19 protein-coding genes are annotated in these 16,627 nt (G+C 60.4%); 11 read left to right on the top strand and 8 right to left on the bottom strand.

The annotated features are described in order from the left end of the window. Positions 1-111: 111 nt before the first annotated feature. Positions 112-915, top strand: coding sequence for a metallophosphoesterase (locus GYM54_RS00245; RefSeq protein ID WP_197444554.1), 804 nt, complete (start codon positions 112-114; stop codon positions 913-915). A gap of 32 nt (positions 916-947) precedes the next feature. Here the strand turns inward: GYM54_RS00245 and GYM54_RS00240 are convergent, their stop codons facing one another. From GYM54_RS00240 to ttcA, 7 genes are all read right to left on the bottom strand, one after another. Next, complete coding sequence (locus GYM54_RS00240; protein WP_131648377.1) at positions 948-1,268, bottom strand: hypothetical protein; 321 nt, start codon at positions 1,266-1,268, stop codon at positions 948-950. A gap of 72 nt (positions 1,269-1,340) precedes the next feature. Then, a complete protein-coding gene (locus GYM54_RS00235; protein WP_131648376.1) occupies positions 1,341-1,868 on the bottom strand; it encodes a C40 family peptidase in 528 nt (175 codons plus the stop codon). Between the two features lie 82 nt (positions 1,869-1,950). Then, entirely contained in the window at positions 1,951-2,592 is a 642-nt protein-coding gene (locus tag GYM54_RS00230) for a C40 family peptidase (RefSeq protein ID WP_181102444.1), read from the bottom strand. Positions 2,593-2,658: 66 nt separating this feature from the next. Beyond that, positions 2,659-3,411: an NAD-dependent deacylase gene (locus GYM54_RS00225; protein WP_181102446.1), complete on the bottom strand. Its 753-nt coding sequence runs from the start codon at positions 3,409-3,411 to the stop codon at positions 2,659-2,661. Between the two features lie 93 nt (positions 3,412-3,504). Beyond that, positions 3,505-4,176, bottom strand: a complete 672-nt coding sequence (locus GYM54_RS00220) for a DNA-3-methyladenine glycosylase I (RefSeq protein ID WP_181102449.1) — start codon at positions 4,174-4,176, stop codon at positions 3,505-3,507. 272 nt (positions 4,177-4,448) lie between these two features. Further along, positions 4,449-5,519, bottom strand: a complete 1,071-nt coding sequence (locus GYM54_RS00215) for a 3-deoxy-7-phosphoheptulonate synthase (RefSeq protein ID WP_197444553.1) — start codon at positions 5,517-5,519, stop codon at positions 4,449-4,451. 704 nt (positions 5,520-6,223) lie between these two features. Continuing rightward, positions 6,224-7,048, bottom strand: coding sequence for a tRNA 2-thiocytidine(32) synthetase TtcA (ttcA, locus tag GYM54_RS00210; RefSeq protein ID WP_197444552.1), 825 nt, complete (start codon positions 7,046-7,048; stop codon positions 6,224-6,226). A 109-nt stretch (positions 7,049-7,157) separates the two neighbouring features. On the opposite strand from ttcA, the gene GYM54_RS00205 reads away from it, so the two are divergent. From GYM54_RS00205 to GYM54_RS00190, 4 genes are all read left to right on the top strand, one after another. Then, positions 7,158-7,787: a DNA-J related domain-containing protein gene (locus GYM54_RS00205; protein WP_181102455.1), complete on the top strand. Its 630-nt coding sequence runs from the start codon at positions 7,158-7,160 to the stop codon at positions 7,785-7,787. Positions 7,788-7,924: 137 nt separating this feature from the next. Next, positions 7,925-8,524 (top strand): Yip1 family protein, encoded by a 600-nt coding sequence (locus tag GYM54_RS00200; RefSeq protein WP_181102457.1) that lies wholly within the window; start codon positions 7,925-7,927, stop codon positions 8,522-8,524. Between the two features lie 156 nt (positions 8,525-8,680). Next, positions 8,681-9,346: a Yip1 family protein gene (locus GYM54_RS00195; protein ID WP_181102459.1), complete on the top strand. Its 666-nt coding sequence runs from the start codon at positions 8,681-8,683 to the stop codon at positions 9,344-9,346. A gap of 56 nt (positions 9,347-9,402) precedes the next feature. Continuing rightward, positions 9,403-9,897 (top strand): SprT family zinc-dependent metalloprotease, encoded by a 495-nt coding sequence (locus tag GYM54_RS00190; protein ID WP_131648367.1) that lies wholly within the window; start codon positions 9,403-9,405, stop codon positions 9,895-9,897. Positions 9,898-9,901: 4 nt separating this feature from the next. Here GYM54_RS00190 and GYM54_RS00185 read toward each other — a convergent pair whose 3' ends face one another. Further along, entirely contained in the window at positions 9,902-11,089 is a 1,188-nt protein-coding gene (locus tag GYM54_RS00185) for an MFS transporter (RefSeq protein ID WP_197444551.1), read from the bottom strand. A gap of 347 nt (positions 11,090-11,436) precedes the next feature. On the opposite strand from GYM54_RS00185, the gene GYM54_RS00180 reads away from it, so the two are divergent. The 6 genes from GYM54_RS00180 (at position 11,437) to GYM54_RS00155 (ending at position 16,493) form a co-directional block, all read left to right on the top strand. Beyond that, positions 11,437-11,619, top strand: a complete 183-nt coding sequence (locus GYM54_RS00180; protein ID WP_371924023.1) for a nitrate reductase — start codon at positions 11,437-11,439, stop codon at positions 11,617-11,619. A gap of 76 nt (positions 11,620-11,695) precedes the next feature. Further along, positions 11,696-11,956 (top strand): chaperone NapD, encoded by a 261-nt coding sequence (locus GYM54_RS00175; RefSeq protein WP_131648364.1) that lies wholly within the window; start codon positions 11,696-11,698, stop codon positions 11,954-11,956. After that, on the top strand, positions 11,953-14,457 hold the full coding sequence (gene napA / locus GYM54_RS00170; protein WP_197444550.1) for a nitrate reductase catalytic subunit NapA: 2,505 nt from the start codon (positions 11,953-11,955) through the stop codon (positions 14,455-14,457). The genes GYM54_RS00175 and napA overlap by 4 nt, the downstream gene beginning before the upstream one ends. An 11-nt stretch (positions 14,458-14,468) precedes the next feature. Continuing rightward, on the top strand, positions 14,469-14,951 hold the full coding sequence (locus GYM54_RS00165) for a nitrate reductase cytochrome c-type subunit (protein WP_131648362.1): 483 nt from the start codon (positions 14,469-14,471) through the stop codon (positions 14,949-14,951). 10 nt (positions 14,952-14,961) lie between these two features. Then, positions 14,962-15,558, top strand: a complete 597-nt coding sequence (locus GYM54_RS00160; RefSeq protein ID WP_131648361.1) for a cytochrome c3 family protein — start codon at positions 14,962-14,964, stop codon at positions 15,556-15,558. Positions 15,559-15,698: 140 nt separating this feature from the next. Beyond that, a complete protein-coding gene (locus tag GYM54_RS00155; RefSeq protein ID WP_197444549.1) occupies positions 15,699-16,493 on the top strand; it encodes a dienelactone hydrolase family protein in 795 nt (264 codons plus the stop codon). Positions 16,494-16,627: the final 134 nt, after the last annotated feature.

Here is a 16,627-nt window from a genome sequence, read left to right as displayed (position 1 = left end):
GCGCTTCCGGGTGCGATCCGGATTTTTTACCGGAACGCCAGGCCGTTAACGGCTTCGAATGCGATAACGTGCCCATCAATTCGGCATCCCCAACGAGAAGACGCCAGCCACATGACGACCATCGTGCAGATCTCCGACACTCATTTCGGCACCGAGCAACCGGCGGTGGTGCAAGCCATGGAAGACCACGTGCGCGAGCATCGCGCCGATCTGCTGATCTTCTCGGGCGACATCACCCAGCGCGCCAGAGCCGGACAGTTCGCCGCAGCGCAGGCATTCGTCCAGCGCCTGCACGGCCATGGCATTGCCGAAAAACTGGTGATCCCGGGCAATCACGACATTCCGCTGTATAACGTTTTCGCGCGCTTTCTGATGCCGTACCGCAACTATCGCCGGCATTTTGGAGACGATCTCGAGCCCACCTTCGAGAACGACGAAGCGCTGATCATCGGCCTCAACACCACGCACCCACGGCGGCACAAGGACGGTCTGGTGACCGAGGAGCAGGTGCAGGCCGTGACGCGGCGATTGAAGCAGGCCGATCAGAACAAGCTGCGCATCGTGGTCGCGCACCAGCCTTTCGGGGCGATGAAATTGAGCGACCTGAGCAATCTGCAGCACAACGCCGACGACGCACTGCACCGCTGGGCCGATCACGGGCTGGACTTGGTGATGGGCGGGCATATCCACCTGCCCTATGTGTTGCCGCTGTCCAAGCAGTATCCCGGACTATCGCGGGAGATCTGGATGGTCCAGGCCGGCACCACGCTTTCGTCACGGGTACGCGGCACTTCGCCGAACTCGTTCAACCGCCTGAAGCTTCACCCCGGTGCCGACAAGAAAGCCTGCGTTGAACGCTGGGACCTGCTGGATGATCGCTTCGTGCTGGGCTCGCACTTCAATCTGCACTGGTAGCGCCGCTGCGCACCGGTCAGAGGTGAGAGAGGTCAGTGCCGTGGAACGAATCCGGCCGGTTTGGTGGCCAGCCAATCGACGAAGGTGCGCAATTGCGGATCGGCAAGTAACGCCTCTCGGCTGTTGTAGGTGAGCGCCAGTTCCTTCTCGCTGAACAGACGGTGGATCTGATTATGACAAGGCCGACATACCCACAGCGTGGCGATGATGCGCTCTTCGCGAGCGAAACGTTTACGTATGTAGGTTTTGCCGTGTAACGCTTTGGGAATCAGGTGATGGCGGGTCAGCGGCACCTCGCGCTTGCACAGCTCGCACACCTCGGGAGGGTCTGGCAGGCGAAGAATGGGCGGCATGCTCAGCTCCTCTTGGCTGTCGAACCCGATGTGCACGACACAGACGCCGGGCACGATGAGGCATATCGAGGCTCAGGGATTGCGGGCGATCTGCTCGCTATCGAGGATGCGCTTGGCGCTGAGGTAAGTCTTCTGCCAGTAGCTGTTGGAAAGGCTATCCAGCCGCACCGTCCCGCCACTGGACGGCGCGTGGACGAAACGTCCTTCGCCGACGTAGATGGCCGCATGGCTGACACCGCGACCGCCGTTGGTGGCGAAGAACAGCAGATCACCAGCTTGCAAGGCATCACGCCTGATTGCGGCGCCGCCAATCGTGCTCATTTCCCGAGTAGTACGCGGCAACGAAAGGCCTGCGGCGCCGCGAAATACATAGCCGATCAGGCCGCTGCAATCGAAGCCGCTGTCAGGCGTGTTGCCGCCATAGCGATAAGGCGTGCCGACCAGCCCCAAGGCGGTGAACAGGACATCCTCCGCAGCACCCGACAAAGGCGGTGCTGACATTGGAGTTATCGTCACCGGTTCAATTGACGACCGATTGGCACAGGCGCTTAGCAATAGCGCGGTTAACAGAACGATCGCGAGACGAGCCGGAAGGGGCATGACAGAGCAGTCCAGGCACAAGAGCCATCACTCTGCCGGCATATGCATGAGGATGCAACTCTGACGCCGCCCGGTCCGGTATTCAGTGATGAACGGGAACGGCGGTCGAATCGCTGGCAAGCGCCAGTACGCGCTTGGCTTGCATAAAGCTGGCCCGCCAGTACTTGTCGTTCAGGCTGTCCACCCGTACGCCACCACTGCGGCTGCTGGATGAATGAATGAACTGGTCGTCGCCGATGTAGATGCCGGCATGACTGACCCGGCCACGGCCGCGATTGTTGAAGAAGACTAGATCGCCCGGTTCCAATTCGCTGCGCGCAACCTTCGGTGCGTCGACCTTGATCATCTCGCGTGTGGAACGCGGCAGCTCGAGGCCAGCTTCCTTGCGAAAGACGAAACCGACGAAGCCGCTACAATCGAAACCCGTCCTGGTCGAGCTGCCGCCGTAGCGATAAGGAGTACCGACCAGTGTGAAACCGCGCTCGAGCACGCTGTCGGCAAGCGCCGGTAGCTTGTAACTCTCGTCGTCGGCAAGCTCGCGGAGTTGCTCCTCGGTGGGTTCGTCCGACCCGGCGCTGATGTCCGACTCGGATACCGCGTTGGAGAAGTCGAACTCGAAGCCTTCCAGCGTTAGTGTGCTGTCGCTCTGTTCAGGCTGGACGGCGCAGGCTGTCAGCAGCATGATCAGGGCAAAGGGCAGCAGGGATGCGAAGCGTCGGCGCATAGGGAAGGCGTATCGGGGAAATCGAAAGTGGCATGACTATGCCTGCCCAAACCCCGATGATCAAATTCAATTGGCAAAAATGTGACGAACTAACTGCGGTAAAACGTCTGACGCGCCCGCAGCGACATGCACATCCACCATCATCGACAGTTCGCTGGCAGCCGGATCGATTTGCGCCGTGAAACCGCCGCCATGACGTGCCCGCAAAAGCGGCTCGACGATGTAAGCGAAGCTCGCCGAAGTGCCCACGGCAAGTACCGCATCGAAACCCTTCGTCGACGCTTCGCGCAGACGTCCCAGGGCCGACTCCGGCAGCATCTCATCGAACAGCACGACTGGCGGCCGCAACATGCCGCCGCACGCACAGCGCGGTGGTAGTGGTCGGGCCAGATGTTCCGACAATTCCTCGCTCGTTTCGCCACAATTCATGCAGTAGAGGTTGGCAAGCGTCCCGTGGATTTCGATCAGGCGCTGCGGCGGACTGCCTGCCGCCCGGTGATACCCGTCGATGTTCTGAGTCAGCACCCAGCAGTCGGGTTTGCGCCGCTGCAACTCGGCGATAGCGGCATGGCCGGCGTTGGGTTTCGCCGCGATGCAGGCGCGGCCGATTTCAGCCAGGTATTTCCAGCACAGCGCCGGATCGAGCCGGAGCATCGGGCCGGACAGCGCTGTTTCGATCGGCAAGCCATCTTCGGTGCGATCATTGTAAAGCCCGCCCACGCCACGGTAGGTGGGCAAACCGGAATCGGCAGACAACCCGGCGCCGGTGATGATCAGAATGCGCTCGGCTTGTCGTAACGCGTCGGCGACTTGCTGCATGGCCCCGTTCACTTCCAGCCTCCTCTATCAGCCTGAGCTGGCACGCGTGGCAACTGATGAATTCTTGCTGACCTCTATGCCAATGCAGCGATTTCAGTGGTTGACGGTAAACGCCAGCATAGACGACAGCTGACACATGGGCCGGCCACTCTGGTCATGCCACTGGTTGAACACGGCCTGCACCGCCGCCTGGTCGCGCTGGCTACTCGGCACTTTATCGACCACCTTCTGCGCCTTGAGCGCAGCCACCACGTCATTGCTGGGAATGAAAGTGTCTTTGCCGGCCATGCGCAACAGGCGCGGCGCGGACAAGCCGCCAAGCTGGGTGCCGTGCTTGGCCAGATAACGCCAGAGGCTGACGATATCGGTCGCCGGCCAATCGGCAATAAGATTGCCGAAGCTGCCGTGCTCCTTCGCCACGTCGAGGACGAACTGAGCATTGCGCGGCACGCTCTTGAGCTTGCCAAGATGACGAATGATTCGCGCATCCTGCATCAGTCGCTCAATGTGCTCGCCGCCCATGAGCACCAGCTTTTCCGGATCGAAGCGGAAGAACACCTCTTCGAAGGCCGGCCACTTGGCATCCACCAGGCTGTGCTTGAGGCCGGCGCGAAAGATTCGCAGGCTGATCAGCGACAGGTAGCGATCGTCAGGAATGGCACGCAGCTCATCGGGGCTGCTCGGCCGGGGCAGCCGGCTTTCCAGCGCGGCGGCTGAGCCGAAACGATTGAGACAGTATTCGTGCAGCCATTTGTAGTCATGCATGGTTTATTACGGTCCGAAAAACAGCGGCGACACAGGTTGCCGATAGCAGCCGCAAGCTGCAAGCCACGAGCTGCGAGTAAAAGCAGTCGGGGCTGGTGGTTTGGCTGAAGCCATTGCCCGGGCCTGCAGCCAGAGATTCGCGGTAAACGACGGAAGCGCCCTCGGCGATTCCATCCTGCTTCTGCACGTTGCAGTTTTCGTAGGTCGGATTAGCCGAAGGCATAATCCGACGATCAGAAGGCGTAATCCAACATCGTTTCTATGGTCTGCCCTTAACCACGCAGACGTTCGGCCGCATCGCGCAGCAGCCGCTCGGTTTCCATCCAGCCCAGACAGCCATCGGTGATCGAAACGCCATAGCGCAGCTCGCCGGATAACGGTTGGCAGCCATCGAACAAATGGCTCTCGAGCATCACGCCACGCAGGCTCGCCTCGCCAGCCAGACGCTGGTCGATAACCGCATCCAGCACCGCCGGCTGGCGCAGCGGATCCTTGCCACTGTTGGCATGACTGCAATCGACCATGATTCGCGGCGCTATGCCCTGGCGCTGCAGCGTTTCACAAGCTACGGCGACACCCTTTTCGTCGTAGTTCGGGCCAGCGTGTCCGCCGCGCAACACCAGATGGGTGTCGGGATTCCCGCTGGTCTGTAGCAGCGCCGGATGCCCGAGATCATCGATACCGAAATGCTGATGCGCATGGGCGGCCGAGCGCATGGCATCACAGGCGATGCCCAGGCTGCCGTCGGTGCCGTTCTTGAAGCCCACCGGCAGATCGAGCCCACTCACCAGCTCGCGATGAATCTGCGATTCGCTGGTACGTGCACCGATGGCCGCCCAGCCAAGCAGATCGTCGAAGTAACCTGCGGCCAGCGGCTGCAGCAGCTCGGTAGCGATCGGCAGGCCAGTCTCGAGAATGTCCAACATCAGGCGCCGCGACAAACGCAGGCCTTCAGCCATGTCGCCGCTGCCATCGAGATGAGGGTCGTAGACCAAGCCTTTCCAGCCGACGGTGGTTCGCGGCTTCTCGACGTAGGCACGCATCACCAACAGCAACTGGTCATCGACCTGAGCCGCCAGGCCAGCGAGGCGTTCGGCGTATTCACGAGCAGATTCGGCGTCGTGCAACGAGCAAGGTCCAACCACGACGAGCAGGCGCGGGTCGCTGCCATCGAGCACGGCGCGAATGGCGTTGCGGTCGGTATGGATACGTTCGGCGAGCGCTGCACTGAGCGGCAGGCGCTGACGCAGTACGGCGGGGCTGGGCAGTGGATGAGCGCTGCGTCTGGCTGGGCTGGAGGCAGGGTTGGAGCTGGCGAGCTGAGCGGAAAGCGGTGCATTCATGATCTGGCGGTCCTTGGCCGGCGCGGCTTCTATGCCGCGTCGGCGCTAGCGAAGTGTTCGGTCTATGGGTGTCGGAGCGGCGGCGGTGAAGCGGCTAAATCGCCAGTCATAGCGGTAGGTACGGTAATCGTTGCGGTAGCTGTACATGGTGCGGTCCTCGATGCGTGTGGCCTTTCCGGGCCGAAAAAAACAAAACCCCCGATCGGGAGGCCGACCGGGGGTTCGAAAACTGTCTGGTGGCGACCCTGCTTTGCTAGGGCGCCTGTGGGGTATCAGGCGCGCCTGTGGCTAAACCAATACCCAAAGTAATAACCATCAGCCGCGAACGCTTGGCCACGCAGCTGCTCGGCGCGTGCGGCACCGGCATTTACGAGGGAAATGGAAGCGAGGCTGAGGGACATATCAAACTCCTGAATGGCGTCTACCTTACTGCTGCGAGCTGCTTGCCGCAAGCTCATTGGGTGGCTTCCTTTTCAGCTCTCCTGCGCTTTGGTGGGCGGAAGCGGAGCGCCGCCCGGCCCACCCTACATAACTGCAAGCTCGTAGCTGACGCTTACACCGGTAGGGTGGACTTCAGCCACCATTCGAATGCCGCAATGGGCCTCAAGCCACCACCAGGGTCATGAAACGCCCCGTGGGCTGAAGCCCACCCTACGAAACTGAAGCGGGGCGCTGCCCGGCTCACCCTGCGAAACCGCTCCGCCCTATAGACTCATCACGTCGAGAAAGCGTGGCGTCGCGCTGTCGTCGATGCGCAGGCTGGTGAAGTCGAACAGGTTGCGGTCGGCCAGTTGCGACGGCACCACGTTCTGCAAGGCGCGGAACATGATCTCGACGCGGCCCGGCGACTTGCGCTCCCACTCTTGCAGCATTTCCTTGACCACCTGGCGTTGCAGGTTTTCCTGCGAGCCGCAGAGGTTGCACGGGATGATCGGGAATTCCTTCATCTGCGAGTAGGCTTCGATATCGGCCTCGCTGCAATAAGCCAGCGGGCGAATCACCACGTTGCGGCCATCATCGGAGAGCAGCTTGGGTGGCATGGCTTTGAGCGTGCCGCCGTAGAACATGTTGAGGAAAAAGGTTTCCAGGATGTCGTCGCGATGATGACCGAGGGCCATCTTGGTCGCGCCAATTTCGTCGGCGAAGGTGTAGAGCGTGCCTCGACGCAGGCGCGAGCACAGCGAGCAGGTGGTCTTGCCTTCCGGGATTTTCTCCTTGACCACTGAGTAGGTGTCCTTCTCGACGATGTGATAATCCACGCCGATGGACTTCAGGTACTCGGGCAGCACGTGCTCGGGAAAGCCCGGTTGCTTCTGGTCCATGTTCACCGCGACGATTTCGAAGCGGATCGGCGCGACTTTCTGCAGGTACAACAGCACGTCGAGCATGGTGTAGCTGTCCTTGCCGCCGGACAGGCAGACCATGACCTTGTCGCCATCCTCGATCATGTTGAAATCGGTAACGGCCTCGCCGGCGAGACGGCGCAGGCGTTTTTGCAGTTTGTTCTGGTTGACCGAAAGGTTGCCCATGTGAGGAGTCCGGTGGAATGCGAAAAGGCGCGCATTTTACGCGCAAAGTGCGGCGCGCCCCACCCCATCCATCCAACGATTCGCACCGCTGGCTGCTAGGCTTACCTGCATGACCGACGACTTCGAATCCGAGATGGACCTGGCCGAGCAGATTTTCGTGCTGCTATGCGAACAGCCGGAGGGCTGCAGCGAATACCAGCTGATCCAACAGCTAAAGGCCCGTCACAGCACGCACATTCCCAACCTGCCGCTACTCGACAAGCTGGTGCTGTTCCGTACGCATTTCCTCGTTTTCAACGCGCTGTACCGTCTGCGCGACCAGCTTTGGGGCGAGAACCGCCACAATCTTCAGATTTCACCGTTGTGTGTCCAGCTTCAGCCTTACATGCCAGGGATCGCCGGTGTCGTCGAGAACGACCCGCTTCGCGAGTACTACCTGGACATGACCAACCTGCGCGACACCGACGAGGGAGAAGTGGAACGCCTGCTGGCGAGTTTCTGGTCGCGGATGCGCGGCGACCACCTCGATGAGCGGAGCGAAGCTTGGGATCCAGAGCAGAAGCAGGCGGCGCTCGAGTTGTTCGAGCTGGATCAGGAAGGCGCCTCGCTGACGTTGCATGCAATCAAGCGGCGCTACCGCCAGTTGGTGAGCATCCATCATCCGGATCGTGGAGGCAGCACCAAGCGCATCCAGTCAATCAATCTGGCGATGGAAATACTGCAACGCTATTACCGCTAAGCCCATAGCTTCTAAACGCTCTAACCAGCCGGGTGCGCCGTACCGCCAAATTCCTATACTGCGACTTAAGGTCGCACGCCCGTCCAACTGACGGCACGCCAGGCGAAGCGACCCTCCAAAACCGAGGAGACGCTGGCATGATCAATCACGTTTGGGGATTATTCGCTCACCCAGGTCAGGAGTGGCAGGAGATCACCGGAGAAGAACGCGACGTCGGACATTTGCATCTCGGAGAAGTGTTGGTTCTGGCGGCGATACCAGCCATTTCCGCTTTCATCGGTACCACTCAGTTCGGTTGGAGCATTGGCGGTGGGGACGCCGTAAGACTCACCGAAAGCAGTGCATTTCAGCTTACCCTTCTGTCCTACCTGGCAATGCTCGCGGGCGTTGCGGTGATGGGCGGCTTCATTCACTGGATGTCACGCACCTACGATGCCAGCCCGAGCCTGGTGCAATGCATCGTGTTCGCCGCCTACACCGCAACGCCTCTGTTCGTTGGTGGCCTGGCCGCGCTCTACCCTCACATATGGTTGGGGATGATCGTCGGCACGGCAGCAATCTGCTACACGACTTACCTGCTTTATGTCGGCTTGCCGACGTTCATGAATATCCCGTCTGACGAAGGCTTCCTGTTCTCCAGCTCAGTATTGGCCGTTGGGCTGGTCGTGCTGGTGGCGATCATCGCGCTCTCGGTGATCATGTGGGGCATGGGCGTCGGGCCGATTTACATACGCTGATGAGCCGAGCTTCAAGCCCCGCACTGCGGGGCTTGAAGCTTTTGCGTGCCCAAACCATCCAGACGCGACAGATTGAAGCCAAAGCCTGCTGAATCCCTGCGCCGCTGTGACGTCTATATCTACGACAGCGGCTCAAGCACGGTATCAGGAGGCTCCATGACCCCAGAATTCATCAGCTTATTCACCCGGCCGGATCGTGCCTGGGAAGCCATTCGCCAGAAGGAAGATGCGCACGGCCTGCATTACCTGATGCACTTGCTCCTGCTTTCCCTGATTCCAACCGTATGCCTGTTCATTGGGGTCACTCTCGTCGGCTGGAGCCTGGTGGATGCGGAACGGGTGAGGCTCGACTTCGGCAGTGCGTTCCAGCTATGCCTGCTGCTGTACGTCACCATTGTCGTCGGCACCATCATCATGGGCCTCTTAGTGCGCTGGATGGCGCGGGCCTTTGAAGTACGGCCAAGCCTGAACCAGTGCATAGGCTTCATCGCCTACGTGATCACACCCTTTCTGTTGGCTGGAGTGTCCGGGCTTTACCCGAACCGCTGGTTCGCCGCGATCGTACTGCTGATCGCTGGGATCTACTCCACGTACTTGCTGTTCACCGGACTGCCCGCTTTCATGCGCCAGCGCAGCTCGCAGAGCTTTCTATACGCCAGCACGATCTGGGGCGTCGCGTTACTGGTACTGGTGACGGTGCTGGTCGGCATGATTCTGTTCTGGACGCTCTCGCTCGAGCCGAACTACGAGCGCACCGTGGACCAGAACCAGAGCTATGGCACCCAAGAGAGCCGTCCACAGGAGGAGCCCGGCGGTCTCTGAACGGTTTGTCACCCTGCCACATTGCGGCATAATTCCGGGCTTCTTCGGAGGCCCCTATGCCCGAACAGCTTCATGCCCGCGTCGAGGCCTGTTATCAGCAGGCCGAGGCCTTCTTCAACAAACGCTTCGCGCGTCCGCAGGTCAGCTTCAGATTGCGCGGGCAAAAGGCCGGCGTTGCGCACCTCGATAGCAACCTGTTGCGCTTCAATCCGCAGCTGTACCGGGAAAATCGCGATCACTTCCTCAAGCAGACCGTGGCCCATGAAGTCGCGCATTTGGTCGCCCATCAGATGTTTGGTGGTCGCATCCGCCCGCATGGCGAAGAGTGGCAATTGATCATGCGCGGGGTGTACGAACTGACCCCTGATCGCTGCCACAGTTATGAGGTCAGCCGCCGCCAGGTCAACCGCTATATCTATCGCTGCGCCTGTCCCGATCAGGATTTTCCGTTCACGCCGCAGCGCCATTCGCTGGTCCGCAAAGGCCGTCGTTATTTCTGTCGCAGCTGCCGTGCCACACTGGTATTCAGCGGCGAGCAACGGGTCGAGTGACCGTCTACAGACGCCCGGCACGCCAGGCGGCCAACACGAATAGCGCAGCGAGTACCGCCATCAGCGGTAGCCAGCCGGCGTGCTCCCAGACGTAACCGGCCGCATAGCCCACCACGCTTGAGCCCAAATAATAGGCGCATAGATACTGCGCCGATGCCTGCGCCTTGGCACCATTGGCGTGCACGCCAACCTGGCCGCTGGCGACAGCATGTGCGGCAAAAAAACCGAGCGTGAACAGCGCCAGCCCGACGATGATCGCGACCAGCCAGGGCGTTGCGCACAAGCCGACACCCAGCAACATTAGCCCGACGCCGCATTGCAGGACCGTCTTGGCCCCCAACCGCGGCACCAGTCGCCCTGCCCAACCCGCACTGAAGATTCCCGCTAGATAGACAATGAATAGCAGGCCGATCACCGTCGAAGATAGGCCGAACGGCGCCCCTGCCAGACGGAAGCCGATGTAGTTGAACAGCGCGACGAAACCGCCCATCAGCAGAAACGCCTGCAGAAACAGGTTGCGCAGAATCGGGTTGCCCAGATGTCGAGCGAAGTTGTCCAGAAGTGCGCGCAGCGATAACGGCTGAGGCTTGAAATGTCGCGACGCTGGCAATAGCCAGATGAACGATCCCAGCGCCAGCAGCCCTAATCCTGCTATCCCGCCCAGCGCCAATGGCCAACCGCCGATGTCGCTCAACAGCCCCGACAGCAATCTGCCCAGCAGGCCGCCTAGAGCGGTCCCGCCGATGTACAAGCCCATCGCGGCGGGCAACGACTCGGGATCGAATTCCTCACCGACGTAAGCCATCGCCAAGGCCGGCAATCCGCTGAGCGCCAGCCCCAGCAACGCTCGCAGCACGAGCAGCAGCGTCCAGGACTCCACCGCTACGCAGGCGAGGCCAAGCAGGCAAGCCAAGGCCAGTGCCAGCGCCATGACCGGCTTGCGACCCCAGCTTTCAGCCAGGCTTCCGGAGATCAGCAGGGAGAGCGCCAGTGTCAAGGTCGTCAACGACAACGCCAGGCTGCTGACGGCAGCTGATACGGAGAACTGCGACGCCAACAGCGGTAATAAAGGCTGCACGCAATAAAGCATGGCGAAGGTGGCGAAACCGGCGCAGAACAATGCCAGCGTGGCGCGGCGATAAGCAGCGGTCCCGCGCTTGAGATGATCATGAGCGAGCGAGTCAGGAAGCATGCGTTTATTCCTACATCCGTCACCGGCGGAACGAGCAGAAAAAGCGGCGCAGCCTACCACACAGCCATACAGATGCTACGCAGCCACACCCTGGCCAGATAAAGGCACAAGCGGTCATATATCAACGCTAGATGTTCAAACTTGTTTCGTCGCAGTCGCAACGAAACAAGACTTTGAGTTTCGGCCGTATATCGCTCAGATGATGCAACGCTTTCCGCGCACCGAACCTTATTGTTGAGCCAGGTCAAAACAACTGTGATTAGCGCTTATTAGCCTGTCGTTTATCGACGGGCGACTTTGAATAAGCCATTGGCGCTTCCTAGACTCCATACACAGTCGAAGAAAAGGTGAACGCAGTGCCGCACGACACCGATCCCGCCCTTATAAGCAAGCCAGACGAAACACGACTGTTCGTATTTCTGCTGGTCTTCCTGTTCCCCCTGCTAAGCGTCGTGATCGTCGCTGGGTACGGCTTCATCGTCTGGATAAGCCAGCTGGTCGTCTTCGGACCACCCGGCCCGCCGAGTTGACCACCGGCACTAACCTGACCTTAACAGTCCTCTTTTAGCTTGCAGTTTCAATGTAGGCGGAGCCTTACCTAAAACAATGAATAACGCCCTGCATATCGCCAGTTTGCTCGTGCATTGCCGCGCCGAGCTGCTGGAAGCCGTGAAAAGAAACCTGGTGTTATTGCCCGGAACCGAACTGCATCAAGAGAGTGCAGCGGGGAAACTGGTCGTGGTCCTCGAAGCCGAACATGAAAGCCGGATCCTCGACACGATCAGCCATATCCAACAAATACCCGGCGTTCTCAATGCCGCCCTGATTTACCACGAACTCCTCTCACCCGAAGGAGAGCCTGAATGAGCCTCACACGACGTCAATTTGCCAAGGCCAATGCTGCGGCCATAGCGGCCAGCGTGGCGGGACTGCCGATCGCCACCAGCGCCAGCAACCTGATCACCAATCCGGAGGTCACCAACCTTCAATGGAACAAGGCGCCCTGCCGCTTCTGCGGCACCGGTTGCGGTGTGATGGTCGCCACTGCCGGGGATCGTGTCGTGGCCACCCATGGCGACGTGAAGGCCGAGGTTAATCGCGGCATCAACTGCGTCAAGGGCTACTTTCTGTCCAAGATCATGTATGGCTCCGATCGTCTGACGCAGCCGTTATTACGCATGAAAGATGGGCAGTACGACAAGCAGGGCGAATTCCAGCCGGTCAGCTGGGAACAGGCCTTCGACGTCATGGAGGAGAAGTACAAGGCGGCGCTCAGGGAGAGCGGCCCGAGCTCCATCGGCATGTTCGGCTCCGGCCAGTGGACCGTGTGGGAAGGCTACGCGGCCAACAAATTGATGAAGGCGGGCTTCCGTTCCAACAACCTCGACCCCAATGCCCGTCACTGCATGGCGTCGGCGGCGGTAGGCTTCATGCGGACCTTCGGCATGGACGAGCCCATGGGCTGCTATGACGACATCGAAGCGGCCGATGCCTTCGTGCTCTGGGGCTCGAACATGGCCGAGATGCACCCGGTGCTCTGGACCCGAGTCACTGACCGCCGGCTCAGCGCGCCGCACGTCAAGGTCGCGGTGATGTCGACCTTCGAGCACCGCAGCTTCGATCTGGCCGACATCCCGATGGTGTTCAATCCGCAGACCGATCTGGTGATCCTCAACTACATCGCCAACCACATCATCCAGAGCGGCGCGGTCAATCAGGACTTCATCAAGAACCACACCCGGTTCGCCAAGGGCGCCACCAACATCGGTTACGGCCTGCGCCCCACCGATCCGCGCGAGCTGAAGGCCGAAAACGCCGCAGTAGCGGCCAGCTGGACCGATATCAGCTTCGAGGACTACGCCGAGTTCCTCAAACCCTACACCCTCGAACACGCCGCCCACGAATCGGGCGTCCCCGCCGAGCGCCTGAAAGCATTGGCCGAGCTGTATGCCGATCCGAAGACCAAGGTGATGTCGTTCTGGACCATGGGCTTCAACCAGCACACCCGGGGTGTCTGGGCGAACAACATGATTTACAACATCCACTTGCTCACCGGAAAGATCAGCGAGCCGGGTAACAGTCCCTTTTCGCTCACCGGCCAGCCCTCGGCGTGCGGCACCGCGCGGGAGGTGGGGACCTTTTCCCATCGCCTGCCTGCGGACATGGTGGTCACCAATCCGAAACACCGCGCCACCACCGAAAAAATCTGGAAGCTGCCAGAAGGCGCCATCCAGGAGAAACCCGGCTTCCATGCTGTGCAACAAAGCCGTGAACTGAAGGATGGCGGCCTCAAGGTTTACTGGACCCAGGCCTCCAACAACATGCAGGCCGGCCCGAATCTGATGCAGGAAACGCTGCCCGGTTGGCGCAATCCGGAAACCTTCATCGTTGTTTCCGATGTCTATCCGACGGTATCGGCCCAAGCGGCCGATCTCATCCTGCCGGCGGCCATGTGGGTGGAAAAGGAAGGTGCCTACGGCAACGCCGAACGCCGCACTCATTTCTGGCACCAACTGGTCAACGCGCCGGGCGAAGCACGCTCGGACTTGTGGCAGCTGATGGAGTTTTCCAAACGCTTCACCACCGATGAGGTATGGCCGGCCGATCTGCTCGCCAAGGCCCCGGATCTCAAAGGCAAGACGCTTTTCGATGTGCTGTTCAAAAACGGCAAGGTTGATCGCTTCCCCACTTCGGATATCGAAGAGGGCTACCGCAACAAGGAGTCGGAAGAGTACGGCTTCTACGTACAGAAGGGCCTATTCGAGGAATACGCCGAGTTCGGCCGCGGCCATGCCCATGACCTGGCGGACTTCGATCGCTATCACCAGGAGCGGGGCCTGCGCTGGCCCGTGGTAAACGGTGAAGAAACCCGCTGGCGTTACCGGGAAGGCTACGACCCCTACGTCGAAAAAGGCACCGGGGTGCAGTTCTATGGCTATCCAGACAAGAAGGCGATCATCTTCGCCCTGCCCTACGAGGTCCCGGCGGAGATACCTGACGAGGATTATCCATTCTGGCTCAGCACCGGCCGCGTGCTGGAGCACTGGCACACCGGCAGCATGACTCAGCGCGTCGACGAACTGCACCAGGCGGTTCCCGATGCATTGGTGTACATGCATCCCGATGACGCACGCGACCTCAAGGCGCGTCGTGGCAGCGTGGTCAAGGTCATCAGTCGGCGCGGCGAGATGCAGGCTCGCGTCGAAACCCGGGGCCGCAACAAGCCGCCGAAGGGATTGATCTTCGTGCCCTTCTTCGATGCCAACAAGCTGATCAACAAGGTCACCCTCGACGCAACCGACCCGATCTCCAAGCAAACCGACTACAAGAAATGCGCCGTGAAAATCGAAGTGGTCAGCATCGCCTGAGGAGAGTCGCCATGAAATTTCGCTTACTGCCTTTGACGCTCCTCACGGTGTTTGGCCTGGCCATCGCCGCCGAGCCGAACTACCCACTGGACGCCCCCGCGCCGGACGGCCGGCGCCCAGGCGGCACCATCACCCAGGAATTCACCCCGCCGCCACTCAAGGACGAGGAAAACAAGGACCTCAAGCGCGAGCGCAACTACCCCGAGCAGCCGCCGACCATTCCGCACACGATTCGTGGCTACCAGGTCGACGTCAACAGCAACAAATGCCTGTCATGCCACAGCCGCGCCAACAGCGCACGCACTCAGGCGCCGATGATCAGCATCACGCATTTCACGGATCGCGACAGCCAGACGTTAGGCACCGTCGCCCCTCGCCGCTATTTCTGCACCCAGTGCCATGTGGTGCAGCACGATGTGAAACCGCTGGTGCAGAACGACTTCGAGAACATCGACGAGTTGCTCTATCGCGAAAACCAACAGAACGAACAGTGAGGACGCCTGGATGAAGTCGATACTGTCGTTTCTCAAAAAATACTGGACGGTTCTGCGCCGCCCGAGCGTGCATTACAGCCTAGGCGCGCTGACGCTTGGCGGGTTCATCGCCGGCATCATCTTCTGGGGCGGATTCAACACCGCGCTGGAAGTGACCAACACCGAGGCGTTCTGCATCTCCTGCCACGAAATGGAAGACAACGTGTACATGGAGATCAAGGACACCATTCACTACACCAACCGCTCGGGCGTGCGCGCCACCTGCCCGGACTGCCATGTTCCCCATGAATGGACGGACAAGATCGCACGCAAGATGCAGGCGTCCAAGGAGGTCTGGGGCAAGATCTTCGGCACCATCAACACCCGGGAGAAATTTCTCGGCATGCGCCGTGAAATGGCCGAACGCGAATGGCGTCGTCTGAAAGCGAATGACTCGCTGGAGTGCCGTAACTGCCACGATTTCGACTACATGGACTTTACACGGCAGTCCGCCCGCGCATCGCAGTTCCACTCCACTGCCCTGGCCAACGGCGAAGCCACCTGTATCGATTGCCACAAGGGCATCGCCCACCGGCTGCCGGACATGCACGGCGTGCCGGGCTGGTAAACACGATCCGGCGCGGCCCTCAGGGTCGCGCCGGCTCTGTTCCTCCACATCTAACGCCCTTCGCTACACCTGAACGACCGGGTTGCAGGCGAGTCGAACGACGGCTATCAATCGACGTTGCCATAACAAGGAGTTCTCTCATGCGCTATTGCCTGCTCGGCGCGCTGATGGCCGCCAGCGCCTCCGCTCAAGCCGAAATCCAGACTCAGGAAATTCCCTATACCGCCGCCGACGGCACCGAGATGATCGGCTATTACGCTTATGACGACGCCATTGAAGGCAAGCGCCCGGGCGTCGTGGTGGTGCATGAATGGTGGGGCCTCAACGACTACGCCAAAAGCCGCGCTCGAGATTTGGCCGAGCTAGGCTACAGCGCGCTGGCGATCGACATGTACGGTGAAGGCAAGAACACCGAGCATCCCAAGAACGCCATGAGTTTCATGCAGGCCGCCTTGGCCGATGCCGACGCCGCCAAGGGCCGCTTCAACGCCGGCCTGGACCTGCTCAAGCAGCAACAGCAAACCGACGCCGCAAAACTCGCCGCGGTCGGCTACTGCTTTGGTGGCAAGGTAGTGCTGGACATGGCACGCCAGGGCGCGCCGCTCGTTGGCGTCGTCAGCTTCCACGGCGCGCTGGCCACGCAAACCCGTGCCGTCCCAGGCAGCGTCAAAGCTCGCGTACTGGTCGAGCACGGCAGCGAAGACAGCATGGTCAGTGTTGATGACGTAGCAGCACTGAATGCAGAAATGGTCAAAGCCGGCGCCGACTACCGCTTCGTCAACCTGCCTGGCGCAAAACACGGATTCACCAACCCCGGAGCCGACAAGTTTCAGGAAAAAGGTGTCGACGTGGCGTACAACAAGGCGGCCGACGAGCGCTCCTGGAAGGACATGCAGCGTTTTCTCGACGAGACTTTTGCCGATACCCATCCGTAACTATCTGATTGAATCTGGTTGGGCATCGGTGCTCATGGTTTGGATTCTTTATGGCCAACAATGGCCAGCCTAAAGCAGCCTAGCAACCACTCGGTCAGCTCCCTCTCCCCATCCGGGAGAGGGCTGATATGAGG

The organism is Pseudomonas sp. MTM4, assembly GCF_019355055.1.
Lineage (GTDB): Bacteria > Pseudomonadota > Gammaproteobacteria > Pseudomonadales > Pseudomonadaceae > Stutzerimonas.
The sequence above is the reverse complement of the archived record's forward strand: the minus strand, read 5'-3'. Positions and strand labels throughout refer to the sequence as shown.

Excerpts from the sequence above, each read along its gene's own strand:
- GYM54_RS00220 (WP_181102449.1), bottom strand. The coding sequence starts at position 4,176 with ATGCATGACTACAAATGGCTGCACGAATACTGTCTCAATCGTTTCGGC.
- GYM54_RS00205 (WP_181102455.1), top strand. The coding sequence starts at position 7,158 with ATGACCGACGACTTCGAATCCGAGATGGACCTGGCCGAGCAGATTTTC.
- GYM54_RS00235 (WP_131648376.1), bottom strand. The coding sequence starts at position 1,868 with ATGCCCCTTCCGGCTCGTCTCGCGATCGTTCTGTTAACCGCGCTATTG.
- GYM54_RS00155 (WP_197444549.1), top strand. The coding sequence starts at position 15,699 with ATGCGCTATTGCCTGCTCGGCGCGCTGATGGCCGCCAGCGCCTCCGCT.
- GYM54_RS00190 (WP_131648367.1), top strand. The coding sequence starts at position 9,403 with ATGCCCGAACAGCTTCATGCCCGCGTCGAGGCCTGTTATCAGCAGGCC.
- GYM54_RS00185 (WP_197444551.1), bottom strand. The coding sequence starts at position 11,089 with ATGCTTCCTGACTCGCTCGCTCATGATCATCTCAAGCGCGGGACCGCT.
- GYM54_RS00165 (WP_131648362.1), top strand. The coding sequence starts at position 14,469 with ATGAAATTTCGCTTACTGCCTTTGACGCTCCTCACGGTGTTTGGCCTG.
- napA (WP_197444550.1), top strand. The coding sequence starts at position 11,953 with ATGAGCCTCACACGACGTCAATTTGCCAAGGCCAATGCTGCGGCCATA.
- GYM54_RS00230 (WP_181102444.1), bottom strand. The coding sequence starts at position 2,592 with ATGCGCCGACGCTTCGCATCCCTGCTGCCCTTTGCCCTGATCATGCTG.
- ttcA (WP_197444552.1), bottom strand. The coding sequence starts at position 7,048 with ATGGGCAACCTTTCGGTCAACCAGAACAAACTGCAAAAACGCCTGCGC.
- GYM54_RS00195 (WP_181102459.1), top strand. The coding sequence starts at position 8,681 with ATGACCCCAGAATTCATCAGCTTATTCACCCGGCCGGATCGTGCCTGG.
- GYM54_RS00175 (WP_131648364.1), top strand. The coding sequence starts at position 11,696 with ATGAATAACGCCCTGCATATCGCCAGTTTGCTCGTGCATTGCCGCGCC.
- GYM54_RS00240 (WP_131648377.1), bottom strand. The coding sequence starts at position 1,268 with ATGCCGCCCATTCTTCGCCTGCCAGACCCTCCCGAGGTGTGCGAGCTG.
- GYM54_RS00160 (WP_131648361.1), top strand. The coding sequence starts at position 14,962 with ATGAAGTCGATACTGTCGTTTCTCAAAAAATACTGGACGGTTCTGCGC.
- GYM54_RS00215 (WP_197444553.1), bottom strand. The coding sequence starts at position 5,519 with ATGAATGCACCGCTTTCCGCTCAGCTCGCCAGCTCCAACCCTGCCTCC.
- GYM54_RS00200 (WP_181102457.1), top strand. The coding sequence starts at position 7,925 with ATGATCAATCACGTTTGGGGATTATTCGCTCACCCAGGTCAGGAGTGG.
- GYM54_RS00225 (WP_181102446.1), bottom strand. The coding sequence starts at position 3,411 with ATGCAGCAAGTCGCCGACGCGTTACGACAAGCCGAGCGCATTCTGATC.
- GYM54_RS00245 (WP_197444554.1), top strand. The coding sequence starts at position 112 with ATGACGACCATCGTGCAGATCTCCGACACTCATTTCGGCACCGAGCAA.